Origin of the sequence: Rhizobium sp. NFR07, assembly GCF_900111905.1 — a bacterium.
In the GTDB taxonomy this organism is placed as follows: Bacteria; Pseudomonadota; Alphaproteobacteria; order Rhizobiales; family Rhizobiaceae; genus Neorhizobium.
On record NZ_FOKM01000001.1, the window covers coordinates 447781 to 463576 of the forward strand.

Genomic DNA, 15796 nt, shown 5'->3' on the forward strand with positions numbered 1-15796 from the left:
TCAATTGCCGGCCCCAAAACTTGCCATGCCTCGGAGTATTCCATGTTCAAACGTCTGCCCGTCGACCGTGCCGCCCTGGTGGAGGCTGCCCGCGGATTGCGTCCGCTTGATCTCGCCGTCAAGAACGTCCAGCTGGTCAACGTTCTGACTTGCGAAGTCTACCCGGCCGATATCGGCGTCTATGCGGGGCGCATCGCCGTCGTCGGCCCGGCCGGCGAATACGACCTCCAGGCCCGTCGCACGGTGGACGGCAGCGGCAAGTGGGCATGCCCGGGCTTTTTCGACAGCCATCTGCATATCGAAAGCACGATGGTGACGCCGGCCGGCTATGCCAACGGCGTCCTGCCGCTCGGCACGACATCGGTCGTCGTCGACCCCCATGAAATCGGCAACGTGATGGGCAAGGAAGGTGTGAAACTGATGATCGAGGGCAGCCGCGACATGCCGCTGCGCGTCTATTTCGCCATCCCCTCCTGCGTCCCTTCCGTACTTGGGCGCGAAACTGCCGGCGCGACCTTCAATCCCGCCGATATCGACGAGATGATGAGCTGGGAGCGGGTAATCTCGCTTGCCGAGGTGATGGACTATATCGGCGTCGTCCGTAACGACGAGCGCATGCGCGGCATCGTCGATGCGGCGCTCGGCCACGGTGTGGCGATCCAGGGCCATGCGCCCAAGCTGATGGGACGCGATCTCAACGCCTATATCGCCGCCGGCATCGACAACGACCATGAATCCCGCCTCGGCGAGGAAGTGCTTGAAAAGCTTCGCCTCGGTCTGCTGCCGCTGATCAAACTCGGCTCGCCGGGCAACCACCTGCCCAACCTGATGCCGGGCCTGCTCAAGGCTAACTATGCCGACGTCGCGCTCTGCACCGACGATGTCGAGCCGTCCGACATGCTCACCAACGGCCACATGGACCGGGTCGTGCGCGGCGTGATGGAATATGGCGTGCCGGTGGAGCGAGCGCTGCGCTGGGCATGTTATATCGGCCCGCAGCATTATGGCCTGCGTGATTTCGGAGCGATTGCCCCCGGCTTCGTGGCCGACTTCCTGCTGCTGGACTCGCTCGAGAAGGTCAGCGTCTGTGACGTCTATGTCGACGGCGAGCAGATCGTCCGCGACCGCAAGATGATCGAGCCCATCGCCGATCCGCTGATCGGTCGCGAGATCCCCGACACCGTCATCATCGAGCCGCCGCGTGACGCCGATTTCCATATCGCAGCACCGATTGAGGCCGGCGAGATCAGCATCAACGCGATGGATCTCCTGCCGACGCGCATGACGGACCTGATACAGCTGAATGTTCCGGTCGTTGACGGCGTGATCCGGCCGCAGGACCTGCCGGAAGGTGTTTGCATGGCAACGGTCGTGCCGCGCCACGGGCAGGCGACGCCGCCGGTTTCCGCACCGTTGCGCGGCCTCGGGATCACGAGCGGCGCGATAGCCCATACCGTTGCCCACGACTGCCACAACATCATGGTTGCCGGCCGGACCGACAGCGACATGAGACTGGCCGTCGAGGCGTTGAAGGAAATGCGCGGCGGCTTCGTCCTGGTCGATGGAGGAGAGGTCATTTCAAAGGTTCCGCTTCCTTTCGCGGGCCTTATGGCCTTCGAGAGCTGCGAGGAGCTCAGCGAGAAGATCGAGGCCTACAATATCGAGGTGCGCAAACGCGGCGTGATGATGAACTCGTGGCGCCCGATCATGGCGCTGACGGGACTGCCGCTCGCGGTCATCCCGTCGGTCCGCATCACCGATCTCCATCCGCTTCTGGACGTCGTCACCCAGGAACCGATCCCGTTGTTCACTGCTGCGGGCTGAGAGACGCGTCTGGCCACCAGCAAATCGGCCCTGATACGGTGGCCGCCGGTGTTGCGCCGGACCTACACTCGGTCCTGATATCCGCAACACCGGCCACCGCCTATCGATGTTAGGGCAGTGGAACGACGCTGCTGTTTGGATCGGACGGCTTAGGGCAAGAGCCTGCCCGAACGCCTGCCTGCACCTTTACGTAAACCTGCCCAATCTTGCTGGCGGCCATATGGTGACGTTGAAGCCTTCGGACATTTGAAATCGCCCTTCGCTGAGCAGGGCGTTTCCATGCTCTTGCGCGAACCATCGCGCGACATCGGCATTGTAGAGGGCTCGATCGTTTCCCCGATCTTGGCTTTGACGAAGTCAAGCATATCGTCCGCAGGCATTGAAAGCGTGTTGAGCTGCATCAGCTTGCGCCGCGCCGGCTGGTGACCGAGATTGAGGCCTTCAATGATATGGAGAACGTGATATTTCGTGGCCGGCGTATTTTCGACGAGCCACCCGCGGATAAATTACAGGCAGTTCAGGCTTTCACATTTGCGAGTCTCCTGTCTGCACAAGGCAAACGAACGACGTGGGTCTTTACTCCCTATGACGGAATATCGGACATTCGCTTTGGGCAGGCGAGGGAGGATGTCGAAGGTTTTCTTGGGCAGCCGAGAAGCTCAAGCAGACATATATCGGCAAGACGCGGCTGGAATATAGTGTCTCTGTCCCCGCATTCGTGTCTGCGGACAACAAGCTCGCCGAAATGAATTTCTTGCCGGATCTTTCCTAGCCCTTCGAGTATCAGGGGATGAATCTCTTCGCTTTATCTGAAGACGAAGTGTTGCAGCGATTGGAACAGAATGATCCTGACGTTCGCGAGTCCAATGGCTTCGTGATCCTTTTCGATCTAGGTATGGCACTAACCGGATTCCATGACGAAATGCCTGAACAGAAGGCAATCACTATCTTTGGCCGTGACCATATATGGATCGAGAAAAGACTGACGATGCAAGCCATCAGCTTTGGCTAGGAGACGGATGCATTTGCTGAGGTATCGATTCCTAGTCGAGGCCCAGACAACGTAACCTGCGGAAGTGGTCCATCTCGCAACAAGCTCGACGGCCATTCTAAGCCCAATGCTCTATTTTCCATTCGTTAGTGCGTGCTAAAGTTGTCCATCTGCTGTGACCATCAGTCTCGAACAGGCCGATGCGATGGAAAAGAACCTCCTGCGCTACATCTGGTGTCACACCCGACGGGAGCAATTATGGATACTGCTCCTCGTTGCGGTGTCCATGGTTCCCTATTTCCTGTCGTTCGATCTGCCGAAGCAGATCGTCAATGGACCCATTCAGGGCAACGGCTTCGAGACAGCCAATGCGCGCCAGCCGTTCTTTCGCCTGGCCTACGATCTTCCGGTGATTGGTCATGTCGAGCTTTTCAGAGGCATCGAGCTTGAGCGGCAGCAGACGCTCATGGCGCTCAGCGCAGTCTTCCTGGCGCTGGTCCTGATCAACGGATTGTTCAAGTTCCACATCAACACCTGCAAGGGCCGGCTTGGGGAGCGGATGTTGCGACGGATCCGTTTCGAACTCGTCGATCGCATTCTTCGCTTTCCGCCCAAAAATTTCAAGCAACTGAAGTCGGCCGAGATCGCCACCATGGTAAAGGATGAGGTGGAGCCGCTGGGCGGCTTCACCGGCGACGCATTCATTCTGCCCGCTCTTCTCGGCGGCCAGGCTCTCACAACGCTCGGGTTCATCATCGTTCAGAACGTCTGGCTGGGCATGATCACCGCCAGCATAGTCGCCGTCCAGCTCAGCATCATCCCGCGGATGCGTCGAAGGCTGCTGGAACTCGGGCGCCTGCGGCAGCTGACGGCGCGCGAATTCTCGGGCCGGGTCAGCGAAATCGTCGACGGCATCAATGCGGTCCACAGCAACGACACTTCCAATCTCGAGCGTGCCGACATCGCCTGGCGGCTCGGGCAGATCTTCTCCATCCGCTATGACCTTTACCGATGGAAATTCCTGGTAAAATTCATCAATAACCTTCTCGCTCAGGTCACCCCGTTCATCTTCTACGCATTTGGCGGATACTTCGTTCTGCTGGGCAGGCTCGACCTCGGTCAGCTGGTGGCCGTCATCGCCGCTTACAAGGATCTTCCGAGCCCGTTGAAAGACCTTATAGACTGGGATCAGGCACGGCAGGACGTACAGGTAAAATACGCCACGGTATGGGATCAGTTCAGCGTGGAACCGCTTATCGCGCCAGCGGTTCACGAGCTTGCAAACGGCCCCGTTCCACCCCTTCAGGCATCCGTCGTTATTCGAAACCTGACGCTGGTCGATGATAGCGGCGCAAGGCTGCTGGACGACGTAACAACCGAGGTCGGGGCAGGAGAAACCATCGCTCTCGTCGGCACGACAGGAAGCGGAGCCGAGGCATTTGCCGAAGCCCTCGGTCGCCTCATCTGGCCGACATCCGGCAGCATCACGATTTGCGACCAGAGCCTGCTCGAAATGCCGGAATCCATCACCGGGCGACGTATTTCCTACGCGTCTGGAGAGCCATTCTTCCTGCATGGCACGCTGATGGACAATTTGCTCTATGGCTTGAAGCACGCGCCACGGGCGAACGGGGCATTGGACGAAAAGCACCTGGCCGAGTTCGAACGCTACGCGACGGAAGCGCGCAGGGCCGGCAATGTCGAGTTCGACCTTCATGACGACTGGGTGGACTACAAGGCCGCCGGAGCAAACGGGCCGGATGATCTCCTCAACGCGGTCCAGCCGATACTGGACGCAGTGCAGATATCGGAAGATATCTTCGATCTGACGTTGCGCTCCTGCGTAGATGCGCAGGCGCATCGGACCATCAGCGAACGGATAGTCGAACTGCGCCGCGCGTTACGTGATCGGCTGGCGGCCGATCACCGCGACGACGTGCTCGTGCCGTTCGATTTCGATCTCTATAACATTCAGGCAAGCGTCGGCGAGAACCTGCTGTTTGGTACTAGAACACAGCCGGGGCTCAGCGATCAGGACCTGATCGCTGAGCCCCACTTCCAACGATTTCTGGAAGAAACCGGCCTTGATCAGGACCTTTACCAGATGGGCCTGGCGATCGCTGAAACGGCAGTCGAACTCTTCCATGACCTCGCTCCGCAGCATTCGTTCTTCGGCCGGCTGACATTCATGTCTGCCGATGACATTCCCGTCTACCAGGCAATGCTCGCCCGATGCCGCGGCCTGCGCCTTGATGAGGTTCCGATGCAGGAGCGCATCTCGATCACCGCGCTCAGCCTCTCCTATATCGAGCCCAGCCATCGCTTCGGCCTACTGGGCGAAGACCTCATGGACAGACTTGTGACGGCACGAAAAATTTTCCATGCCGAGCTTCCGGAGGATATGGCGAATTTGATAGATCGTCATGACCCGGAACGCTTTACCAATTACGCCAGTCTACTGGACAACGTGCTCTTCGGCCGCGTCGCCTATCAGGTGGCGGACGCCGCCGACCATATCCGGGGGATCATGAAGGAGCTGTTTTCCGAAGCGGAGCTTTATGAGAGCGCCCTGGCGATCGGTCTTCAGTTCGACGTCGGCGCAAGCGGAAAGCGACTGACGATGGCCCAAAGACAAAAGCTCAACCTTGCCCGCGCATTGCTGAAGCATTCGGACCTGACTATACTCAATAGGCCTCTGTCGGCACTCGACCAGCGTGTCGAGGAGGCAATAATGCGGTCCATCATCCAGCAACGGAATGACGCCGGGCAACCAACCTCACTCGTATGGGTCGTTTCCGATCCGCATGTCGCACGGATATTCGACAAAGTCCTGCTTTTTCAGCGCGGATCATTGATAGGCTCCGGCGACTATCTGGAACTGTCGCGGTCAAATACGGTTTTCAGGGAACTGCTGTAGTCGCAGGCTTGCCGCTTGTGAAATTCGACTTTGCATGCGTCACCATACCTTCGGGAGAGCCGGGAATATGCTCAGCGATGAAGTGGAGACATTGAGGGAAGTGCCAATTTTCGCCAGTATCGAGCCGGCGAAGCTGAAGCTTCTTGCCTTTGCATGCGATCGCATGATCTATCGTCAAGGCCAGGATATATGCCGCCAGGGGGATCAGGGCGATGCGGCCTATGTGCTTTTGTCCGGCATGGCGGATGTGATCGTGTCGTCCAGCGCCGGTGAAGTGAAGGTGGCAGCCATCGGCGCAAATGCCATCGTCGGCGAAATGGCGGTCCTTTGCAACATTCCCCGCACTGCAACCGTGCGTGCCACCTCCAGATTGGAGGTCCTGCGTATCAGCAAGGACCACTTTTTGGCTTTGACAAGCGAGTTTCCGCAAGTGGCCACCGAGATCATGCGCACGCTCGCCGCGCGGCTGAGCGAGACGACGGCCGAGCTTGCCAATGCCCGGATCTCATTCACCACGCGTTGACCGCAGCCTCGCCAGCATGACCGAAGGACCGCTGCCTTTCGCGCGACGCCCGCATAGGTTGCTCAAAAAGATGATAGATGCTATATTTTCTTTTCGTGATCTAACGAAGGCGGCGTGCGGCTGGGGTTGATTTGACTGTCTCCTGGCGGAGGAGGTGTGCCGTGGTTCTTGCCAAATCGGCGTTCGCGTTTTTTTGCCTGGCGGCCAATCTGTCGTTCGCGGGTCAATTGCAGGATGCCGCGAAAAGCGGAAACGTGGTGGTGCTCAAGCAAGCCCTCGATAAGGCCACCAATTTGGCAGAAGTCGACGCGGCCGGAGATCCCGCGCTCATATTGGCATCCCTGGAAGGCCATGCGGATGCCGTGGAGCTGATACTGGAAAAGGGTGCCGATATCGAGGTCAGAAACAAGGGGGGGCTGACGGCACTCCATGCCGCGGCTTACGCAGGAAAACTTGACGTCGTTAAGCTTCTTGTCGCGAAAGGTGCGCAGGTCAACGATACCAGGAATTTTTACAAGATGTCGCCTTTGCATGCTGCGGCAGAGGAGGGTCACAGCGATGTCGCTGCATTCCTCATCGAAAGCAAGGCGGATATCGAGGCCACAGAGAGGAACGGCTACACGCCCCTTACTCAAGCCGGATGGCGCGGATATTGGAACGTCGGCGAGATTCTTCTGAAGGCCGGCGCGGTTTGCCAGAAAGCTGAACTCGTTGGCGAACCGCTTTACAACGAGTGCATGAAGCGGAAATCGCTCTGATCACTCGTTGCGACAGGGACGGGAGGAAAGCATGTCCACGAACAGGAACCGATTTGCAGCCGCAACCGCTGCGATAGCCATCGTGATGTCATTGTCGCATCAGGCTGTCGGTGAGGACTTCGTCAATACGGGATATTTCGGCGACGTCGCAATCAAGGGATATGACCCGGTCGCCTATTTCGTCGATGGCAAGGCCACCGAAGGCAGCGACCGGTTTTCCCACCGCTGGCTCGGAGCGACATGGCGTTTTGCCAGCGCGGAGCATCGGGATCTCTTTATCAAGGACCCGTCGCGTTATGCGCCACAGTATGGTGGCTATTGTGCCGACGGAGTGTCGTTTGGAACAGTGACCACCAATGTGGATCCGCGCGCTTGGCGCATCATCGACGGCAAGCTTTACATCAGCTACGATCCCGGTGCGGCCGAAGGCATGGAGAAAAATGCGTCCAAGGTGCCGGACTCGCAAAAGCACTGGGCCGATGTCCAGCAAACGCTGATTTCCGAGAAGGTGCATAAGCAGTGGCAATGAGCAGCGCGATCAACGGTTAGCGCGCATCCGCGGTGGGTGAAAAATACTGCAGCGAACGAGGAGTGACGTGAACATAGGCGAAATCGCCTGTAACCGGATCCGCATTCCGATAGACCGCACCGCATACGAGACGATCGAGAAAATAGCCTTCGAACTTCTCGCAAAGTCGTTCATCCTGGATCTGGGCGATACCGGTTATGCTGGTATTGGCACTGCGATAGGCCGTCTGACCGCCCTGACCGAAATATTGCATGAAGTCGGTGCCGTTTCGGTGTTTGCCCACCCATGTCTGGTTGCTGATCAGTGCCCGAAGATCCGCTCCCGTGACGCGATCCTCATCCTTCCCTTCAAAGCCGAACGGCCAATCGGGAATGCCGGCAGACTTTAGGGCGTTGACGTGATGATCGAGGTCACTGCCGGACCAATAATCATAGAGATATCGATAATAGGCCAGGTTGCTTTCAGGGAAGAGTGCGAGCAACTTCGTCACCTCCTCTTGCGCACGCGAATGATTGCCTATGTTTGCATAGGCTGCCGCGAGATATTCGCGTGCAGGTTCGGTTTTCGGCAGGTTCAGGAGCGCAGCCTCGATCAGCGGTATCGCTCGACGATCCGCTCTTGCGGAATAAAATACGATCCCGGCAAGCATCTTGAACCCGGGCGCGGGGGACGGATCAAGCCGTAGTGCCATCTCGATTGCTGAAATCGCCTGCTCGTGAGAGCCGGTATGAGCCAGGATAAGTGCAAGATTGCCAAACGCTTCGGCATCGTTGGGCTGGGCTGCTATGGCGTTGTTGGCAGAGGCAAGCGCTTCATCGCTCCTGCCATCCACCCACTGCAGCAGCGCCAGGACGGTATGCGCTCGCGAGTTGCCGGGATCCAGTTTCAAAGCCTGTCCCGCCGCATCATAGGCAATTTTTCGCGCAACCGCGGCCGACCACAGGTAATTGTAGTCGTTCCGCCACACATCGACCGCGACCCTGGCGATCCCCGCATAGGCGTTGGCAAAGCGAGGATCGAGATCGATTGCCTTCTGGTAGTATGACAATGTCCGACGATAGGTATCCACGTCACCGTAGATGAACCCCTCGTGCTCGGCTCGCATGTAATAGTCGTATGCTTCCAGGCTGTCGGTCGGCAAACGCGCCAGTTGGCTTTTCTCGCCCTTGCTCAGTTTCACTTCAAGCGCCGAGATGATCCGCCCGATTACGTCGTCTTGAACGGCGAACAGATCGGTATATTGTCGGTCATACCCTTCCGCCCATATCGACAGCCCGTTCGTCGCCTCGATCAATTTGGCATTGATTCTCAAGCGGGGGCCGTCGCGCTGGACCGTTCCCTCGAGCACATACTGAACGCCAAGCTCGGATGCGACCTTCTGGATCGTTGCAGGCTTGTCGCGAACCGCGAAGACAGAATGGCGAGCGATCACGAAGAGGCCCGAAACCTTGGACAGCTTGGTTATCAGGTCATCCGTCAAGCCCTCGGCCAGATGATCGTGTCTTGCGTCGCCGCTGACGTTGATAAATGGCAAGACCGCGACCGATGGCTTGTCGGGCAGCGGGTGGGCATATTGGCTCGTCGTTTGCGCTGAAGAAAAGATCGGCCATGCGTACCACCACGACAAACCGGCGGCCACGGGCAGCCCGCCGATAATTGCCGCAACGATGGCCAGTCGCCTGATTAGGAACCGGCCGGAGATGACAGATCTGCCGGCTGGCAAGGGCTCCAGCATGACGTGGTAGACCCTGACCGGCTCGGCGAAACCCTTGACCTTGCGGTCGCCCAGCGACTTATATCCCGCGTTGATCTTGGATTTGACCTGATCGTAGGTGGAGCCCGATATCACAATGCCGCCGGGCTCTGCCAGCGCCTCGATACGGTCCGCGATGCTCACGCCCTCGCCATGGATGTCATCTCCTTCGACAAGCACGTCTCCGAGATTGATACCGATGCGGAATTTCAGTTCGGCGGCACCGGAGGTCGCTTCGCCCTGTTCCTTCTTCTGCCGCTGAACATCGATCGCACACCGCAGGGCATCAACGACACTGTGAAATTCGACGAGAAGTCCATCGCCCAGCGCCTTTACGACGCGGCCGTTATTGGCCTCGATTGCGGGGGTGAAGACAGTGTCCATGTCTGAGCGAAATCGTGCACGGGTCTGCTCTTCGTCGATCTCGCTGAGGCGGCTGTAACCGACGACATCCGCAATCAATATGGCGGCGAGGCGGCGTTCCATGCGTCCTCACAGGTTCCCCTCCAACGTTACAACAAGCGGGCTGCCTAAGCCATCGCCGATGATGCCGTCGCGCTGCTTCCGTCCTACGCCACCGGCAGCATTCGAAAATGCTGACATTATCTGCCGTATGTCCCGGAAATAGCGCGGGATCTGCGATCTCCGCCTCGACAGCGTCGTGCGGAAAAATTATCTACAGAAGGATGAGCTCCACCACCGAAGATACGATCGCACACCGGATCAGCCGCGTCCTGGCCGACAGGATTATCACCGGCGTTCTCAGACCCGACACGCGGCTGAGACAGGAGCATATCGCCGAGGAATTCGGGACGAGCCATGTCCCGGTCCGCGAAGCGCTCCGCCGGCTGGAGGCCCAGGGGCTGGCAGTGAGCGAAGCGCGGCGCGGTGTCAGGGTCGCATCTTTCACTTCGGCCGCCGTCGAGGAAGCGACAAGGATGCGATCGGTTCTCGAAGGGCTCGCACTTCGGCAGGCCGCGCCGCACTTGACCCCGCACATACTGGATCAGGCAGAGATCGTCGCGCGGGCATGCGACCAAGCGGTCGACGTCGTGCAGCAGGAAACAGCGAACCGGGAATTTCATGGCTTGCTCTTGGCTCCCTGCGAGATGCCGCGACTGCTTGCTGAAATTGACGATCTCCATATGGTCGGTTCCCGCTCCCTGTTTCTGGAGGATCGGAAGGGGCGGGTAGCCCCGCGCTTCGACGCAGATCACCACGCGGTGCTGCAGCACCTGCGCTCAGGCAAGCTGGATGAAGCAGTCCGCACCTTGGAGCGCCATGTATTGCGGCTGATCGAAACGCCGCTTCGCTCTTCCGCCAGACCGCGCGCCTCAGAGTAAATAGCCACGATATTCATGCGTTTTCCGCGATGCGGCATCCCGCATCGGTGGCGCGTCTTGCGTCACGTCAAAATAATAGATAATTTAATTTTATTATCTATCTAGATTCGGAGCCATCGAGCCTTGCGCGCATATTCCTTGGATAAATCACTGGAAAATCAGACGACCGCCTGCTCATGCTTGGAGCATGAGGCCGTAAATGCGAAAATTATCTACAATACTCCATTCATTGATTTGCTTTTCCGCGCACAGCAGGTTCACCGCGAGAATTTCAACCCAAACGCCATCCAGATGAGCCGTCTCCTGTCGATCAAGACCGGCGGCTGCGCCGAAGATTGCGGTTACTGCAGCCAGTCCGCGCATTATCCGACGGGCCTCAAGGCGTCGAAGCTCATGGACGTCGAGCGCGTGCTCTCCGAAGCGCGAAAGGCGAAGGAAGGCGGGGCAACGCGCTATTGCATGGGCGCAGCCTGGCGCAGCCCCAAGGACCGCGACATGGATGCACTGGTCGCCATGGTCGAGGGCGTCAGGGCACTCGGCATGGAGACCTGCATGACCCTTGGCAAGCTGACGCCGGATCAGTCCGGAAGGCTCGCGAAAGCGGGCCTCGACTACTACAACCACAACCTCGACACGTCTGAGCGCTATTATTCGGAGATCATCACCACCCGTGTGTTCGAAGATCGGCTGGAAACGCTGGCCAATGTCCGGGACGCCGGCATCAAGGTCTGCGCCGGCGGCATTCTCGGCATGGGCGAGACGGTCGAGGATCGCATTTCAATGCTTGTGACCCTTGCCAATCTGCCGTACCAGCCGGAAAGCGTGCCGATCAACATGCTGATCCCCATTCCCGGCTCCAAGCTGGAACATGCCGCTCCCATCGACCCGATCGACTTCATCCGCACTATCGCGCTCGCGCGCATCCTCATGCCGGCGTCCTATGTCCGGCTGTCTGCCGGAAGGACCGATATGAGCGACGAGATGCAGGCTCTCTGTTTCTTTGCCGGAGCCAATTCCATCTTTGTCGGGGAGACGCTTCTGACCGCCGACAATCCCGGCGAAGATCACGACAGCGCTCTCTTCCGCCGGCTTGGCTTGAAGCCGATGGAATTGGAACGGTGAGCTCGTCGGCACTCGACCGCTATCGTGCCACGCTTATCGGCCTTGAGCGCAAATCGCGGCGACGGATGTTGTCACCACGACATGGCATCGACTTCACCTCCAACGATTATCTCGGCCTGGCCACCTCGTCCCGCTTGGCGGAGGCGATCACTGCCGCGATCGGGCAGGGGATCCCGGCCGGAGCCGGTGGGTCGCGCCTGCTGCGCGGCAACCATTGCGTCCATGAGGCACTCGAAACTGAGGCGGCAAGCTTCTTTGGTGCTGAAAGCGCTCTGTATTTCGGCAGCGGCTTCGCTGCCAATGTCGCGCTGTTTTCATGCCTGCCGCAGCGAAACGATCTCATCGTCTATGACGCACTGATCCATGCAAGCGTCCATGACGGCATCTCAGCCGGCAGGGCCGGAGCGGTCGCGGCGCGGCATAACGATGTCGAGGCATTCGACAGGGCCATCCGCGACTGGCGGGCCGGCGGCGCCAAGGGCCATCCCTGGCTCGCCGTCGAAAGCCTCTATTCCATGGATGGCGATCGAGCCCCGCTGGCCGAACTGCTGGCGATAGCAGAACGGCATGACGGGTTTCTCTTCGTGGACGAGGCCCATGCCACGGGCGTTCTCGGTACCAATGGTCGAGGCCTCGCATCGGGCCTCGAAAATTCCGGCAGACTGTTGACGCTGCATACCTGCGGCAAGGCACTCGGGGTTTCGGGCGCACTCCTCGGCCTGCCTGACGTTCTCGCCGGTTACATGGTCAACCGCGCCCGCAGCTTTATCTATTCAACCGCCCCTTCACCGCTTATGGCGGCTGGCATACGCGAGGCGCTGCGGATAATCGAAGACGAGCCCGAACGGCGCCATCGCCTCAATGCTCTCCAGGGTTTTGTCGCCGAGCTGTTGCGCTCGAAGCTCGGTATCTCCCCCAGCGGATCGCAGATCCAGCCGATCATGATCGGCGACAACGCCCGCGCGGTGAGGATCGCAGCGCGCCTTCAGAGCGAAGGTTTCGATATTCGGGCAATCCGGCCACCGACCGTCCCCGAAGGAACTGCGCGGCTAAGGCTCTCCATAACACTGAATGTCGATGAAGAGCAGATCGCTGCAATGATCGAACGGCTTGCTGTCGCAATCGAGGAGGACAGACCATGAATGCACGCTACGTCGTGACAGGCACGGATACAGGCATCGGCAAGACGATTTTCTCGGCAGCACTGGCAGTTACGCTCGATGCATTCTACTGGAAGCCCGTGCAGTCGGGCCTCGATGACGAGACCGACAGCGAAGCCGTGCTTCGGCTTGGCGGCTTTGCGCGCGAACGCATCCTGCCGGAAGCCTATCGGCTGACCACACCTGCGTCGCCGCATCTGTCGGCCCGTCTTGACGGCGTTGCGATCGATCCGGTCCGGCTTGCCCCTCCCGAAAGAGATGCGCCCCTGATCATCGAAGGAGCAGGGGGACTTTTGGTGCCGCTCACGGAGGATCTTCTCTACGCCGACCTTTTCGCGCGCTGGCAGATCCCAACCATCCTGTGTGCACGGACATCGCTCGGCACGATCAATCACACCCTGCTTTCCGTCGAAGCCATGAACAATCGAAATATCCCGCTCTTCGGGATCGCCTTCATCGGTGAGGAAAACCGAGAGACGCAGCGCGTCATTGCGCGGATCAGCGGCGCTCGCATGCTCGGCCGTCTGCCGTGGATGACGCAGATGAATTGCGAAGCCCTCCGCCGAACATTCGCCGAGAATTTCGACCTTGCGACCTTTGTCGGGGCTGCGCGATGAATCGATCGACCATATGGCACCCCTTCACTCAGCACGCGCTCGAACCACCGATGCGGCGCATTGCGTCGACGGACGGCGCCTATCTCATCGACGAGGATGGCAATCGCATTCTCGACACCATCTCCTCCTGGTGGGTGATTACTCACGGCCACCGGCACCCGAAGATCATGACGGCGATCCGCGCCGCAACCGAAGTCTACGACCAGATCATCTTCGCCGAGTTTTCTCACGAGCCGGCCGAGCGATTGGCGGAAGGCCTGATCGAGATCGCTCCGCCGGGATTGAAGCATGTATTCTATTCCGATAGCGGTTCGACCTCCGTCGAGGTCGCCGTCAAAATGGCGCTCGGCTACTTCCATAACCGGGGAGAGCCGCGTGATCGCATCGTCGTGATGGAGGGCAGCTATCACGGCGACACGATCGGCACGATGTCGACCGGCGAACGCGGTGTTTTCAATGCCGCGTATGAGCCGCTTCTTTTCGGCGTCGACCGGCTTCCTTATCCTGAAGCGGGTGGTGAGCAGGAAACCCTCGACCGGTTCGAGGCATTCTGCCGGACTGGCCGCGTCGCGGCCCTCCTGATAGAGCCCATCGTTCTCGGCGCCGGCGGAATGAAAATCTTTGGTGCGCATCTGCTTGCCACCCTGAAGGACATCGCGGAGCGCTATGGTTGCCTGGTGATCGCCGACGAGGTGATGACCGGATGGGGTCGGACCGGAACGATGTTCGCCTGCGAACAGGCCAGTATCACACCGGACATCCTGTGCACCTCAAAGGGACTGACCGGCGGTGCCGTGCCTCTCGCCGCCACACTCGCGACAGCCGAGATCTTCGATTCACACCTGTCGACCGACAGGCGGAAAACCTTCTTCCATTCGAGTTCCTACACCGCCAATCCGATTGCCTGCGCCGCGGCTGTCGCAAATCTCGATATCTGGAGGATCGAGCCGGTTTTCGCCCGCATACAGCGCATCGAGACTGCACATCGGCGCAATCTTGCGCGATACGCGGGCGACGCCCGCTTCGCCCATAGCCGACAGGCCGGCACGATTGCCGCGCTCGACCTAGTTGTACCGGCCGCAGGCTATCTCGCCGAAGCCGGGCCGCGGATGCGCCGCCTGTTTCGCGAACGTGGCCTGCTCATCCGCCCGCTCGGCAACGTCCTCTACCTGATGCCGCCTTATTGTGTGACCGAGCAGGAGATCGATCGCGCGTATGATGCCATAGACGAGGTGGCGTCGATCGTTCTGCGGGATGCGGCGTGATGCCGGCCGGTTCATCGCGTATGGCGGGATTTGGTCATGCAGTGCCGGGCCGCTGCGTCCACAATGCCGAAATCGAGACGAGGCTGGGGCTTGAGATCGGCTGGATCGAGCGCCGCACCGGCATCCGGACGCGTTACTGGGCCGGGGAAGGGGAGACGCTAACCAGCCTTGCGACTGCTGCCGCCCGAATGGCGCTTGATGACGCAGATATAGGCGCCCGGAATATCGGCCTGACCTTGCTCGCCACATCCACGCCCGACCACCTCCTGCCGCCGTCGGCGCCGTTGCTGGCACACAGACTGGACCTTGAGAATTCCGGGGCGATCGATCTCGCCGGCGCCTGTTCCGGCTTCATCTATGCTCTCACGCTCGCTGACGGCTTTGTTCGGACCCATGGCCGGGCCGTCTTGGTCGTTGCGGCAAACATTCTCAGCCGGCGGATCAATCCTGCCGAAAAGACGAGCGCCATTCTATTTGCCGACGCCGCCGGCGCCGTCGTGCTTGTGCCGGACAAGGATCGGGATCGCGGTCTTCTCGCCTCAGAACTTGCGTCGGACGGCAGTGGATATGATCTGATCCAGATACCGGCCGGCGGAAGCAATCGACCGTTTTCACCTGAATTCGGCACACAAGAGTTTCTGATGACAATGGTCGACGGTCGCGAGGTCTTTTCGCGCGCGGTCGACCTGATGACGAACACTGCACGGCGAGCGATTGCCAAGGCGGAAATCACCGTCGGAGAGGTCGACCGGTTCATCCCCCATCAGGCCAATTCCCGTATCACCGACATGGTCACGGCAAATCTGGGGGTTTCGCCGGAAAACACCGTCAGCACAATTCAGTCCTATGGAAACTCGTCAGCCGCAACGATCCCGCTTTCACTGTCGCTTGCCAACCGGGATACGAGATTTGCGGAAGGAGAACATTTGCTGATGGCAGCAGCCGGCGCAGGACTTGTCGGCGGCGCATTGGTCTTCCGGATTTAAAAGCAGCG

General features: G+C 59.4%; 14 protein-coding genes. 12 read left to right on the forward strand and 2 right to left on the reverse strand.

All coding sequences use genetic code 11. The features are described 5' to 3' along the window. Window positions 1–42 precede the first annotated feature (42 nt). Complete coding sequence (locus BM216_RS01975; RefSeq protein WP_092994092.1) at window positions 43–1824, forward strand: adenine deaminase; 1782 nt, start codon at window positions 43–45, stop codon at window positions 1822–1824. 149 nt (window positions 1825–1973) lie between these two features. On the opposite strand, the gene BM216_RS33225 is transcribed toward BM216_RS01975, so the two are convergent. Continuing rightward, entirely contained in the window at window positions 1974–2225 is a 252-nt protein-coding gene (locus tag BM216_RS33225) for a hypothetical protein (RefSeq protein ID WP_143102708.1), read from the reverse strand. A 389-nt stretch (window positions 2226–2614) separates the two neighbouring features. Between BM216_RS33225 and BM216_RS01985 the strand changes: the two genes are divergently transcribed. The 5 genes from BM216_RS01985 to BM216_RS02005 all read left to right on the forward strand — a co-directional run bounded on the left by BM216_RS01985 (window position 2615) and on the right by BM216_RS02005 (window position 7542). Then, complete coding sequence (locus BM216_RS01985) at window positions 2615–2836, forward strand: hypothetical protein (protein WP_092994098.1); 222 nt, start codon at window positions 2615–2617, stop codon at window positions 2834–2836. A gap of 184 nt (window positions 2837–3020) precedes the next feature. Beyond that, window positions 3021–5732, forward strand: a complete 2712-nt coding sequence (locus BM216_RS01990; protein WP_092995054.1) for an ABC transporter ATP-binding protein — start codon at window positions 3021–3023, stop codon at window positions 5730–5732. Between the two features lie 67 nt (window positions 5733–5799). Next, the gene (locus BM216_RS01995) at window positions 5800–6255 is read left to right on the forward strand and encodes a cyclic nucleotide-binding domain-containing protein (RefSeq protein ID WP_092994101.1); all 456 of its coding nucleotides are present in this window, start codon (window positions 5800–5802) and stop codon (window positions 6253–6255) included. Between the two features lie 161 nt (window positions 6256–6416). Then, window positions 6417–7013: an ankyrin repeat domain-containing protein gene (locus tag BM216_RS02000; protein WP_244530040.1), complete on the forward strand. Its 597-nt coding sequence runs from the start codon at window positions 6417–6419 to the stop codon at window positions 7011–7013. Window positions 7014–7098: 85 nt separating this feature from the next. Continuing rightward, window positions 7099–7542: a YHS domain-containing (seleno)protein gene (locus BM216_RS02005; protein ID WP_092995060.1), complete on the forward strand. Its 444-nt coding sequence runs from the start codon at window positions 7099–7101 to the stop codon at window positions 7540–7542. Window positions 7543–7558: 16 nt separating this feature from the next. Here BM216_RS02005 and BM216_RS02010 read toward each other — a convergent pair whose 3' ends face one another. Continuing rightward, a complete protein-coding gene (locus BM216_RS02010; protein ID WP_092994104.1) occupies window positions 7559–9781 on the reverse strand; it encodes an adenylate/guanylate cyclase domain-containing protein in 2223 nt (740 codons plus the stop codon). A gap of 200 nt (window positions 9782–9981) precedes the next feature. On the opposite strand from BM216_RS02010, the gene BM216_RS02015 reads away from it, so the two are divergent. From BM216_RS02015 to BM216_RS02040, 6 genes are all read left to right on the forward strand, one after another. Further along, window positions 9982–10638, forward strand: a complete 657-nt coding sequence (locus BM216_RS02015; RefSeq protein WP_092994107.1) for a GntR family transcriptional regulator — start codon at window positions 9982–9984, stop codon at window positions 10636–10638. A gap of 150 nt (window positions 10639–10788) precedes the next feature. Next, on the forward strand, window positions 10789–11760 hold the full coding sequence (gene bioB / locus BM216_RS02020) for a biotin synthase BioB (RefSeq protein WP_244530059.1): 972 nt from the start codon (window positions 10789–10791) through the stop codon (window positions 11758–11760). After that, window positions 11757–12902, forward strand: coding sequence for an 8-amino-7-oxononanoate synthase (locus tag BM216_RS02025; RefSeq protein WP_092994113.1), 1146 nt, complete (start codon window positions 11757–11759; stop codon window positions 12900–12902). The genes bioB and BM216_RS02025 overlap by 4 nt, the downstream gene beginning before the upstream one ends. Continuing rightward, complete coding sequence (bioD, locus tag BM216_RS02030; RefSeq protein ID WP_092994116.1) at window positions 12899–13537, forward strand: dethiobiotin synthase; 639 nt, start codon at window positions 12899–12901, stop codon at window positions 13535–13537. Before BM216_RS02025 ends, bioD begins: the two co-directional genes overlap by 4 nt. Continuing rightward, complete coding sequence (locus BM216_RS02035; protein ID WP_092994119.1) at window positions 13534–14802, forward strand: adenosylmethionine--8-amino-7-oxononanoate transaminase; 1269 nt, start codon at window positions 13534–13536, stop codon at window positions 14800–14802. The genes bioD and BM216_RS02035 overlap by 4 nt, the downstream gene beginning before the upstream one ends. Next, window positions 14802–15788: a beta-ketoacyl-ACP synthase III gene (locus tag BM216_RS02040; protein WP_092994122.1), complete on the forward strand. Its 987-nt coding sequence runs from the start codon at window positions 14802–14804 to the stop codon at window positions 15786–15788. Before BM216_RS02035 ends, BM216_RS02040 begins: the two co-directional genes overlap by 1 nt. Window positions 15789–15796 lie beyond the last annotated feature (8 nt).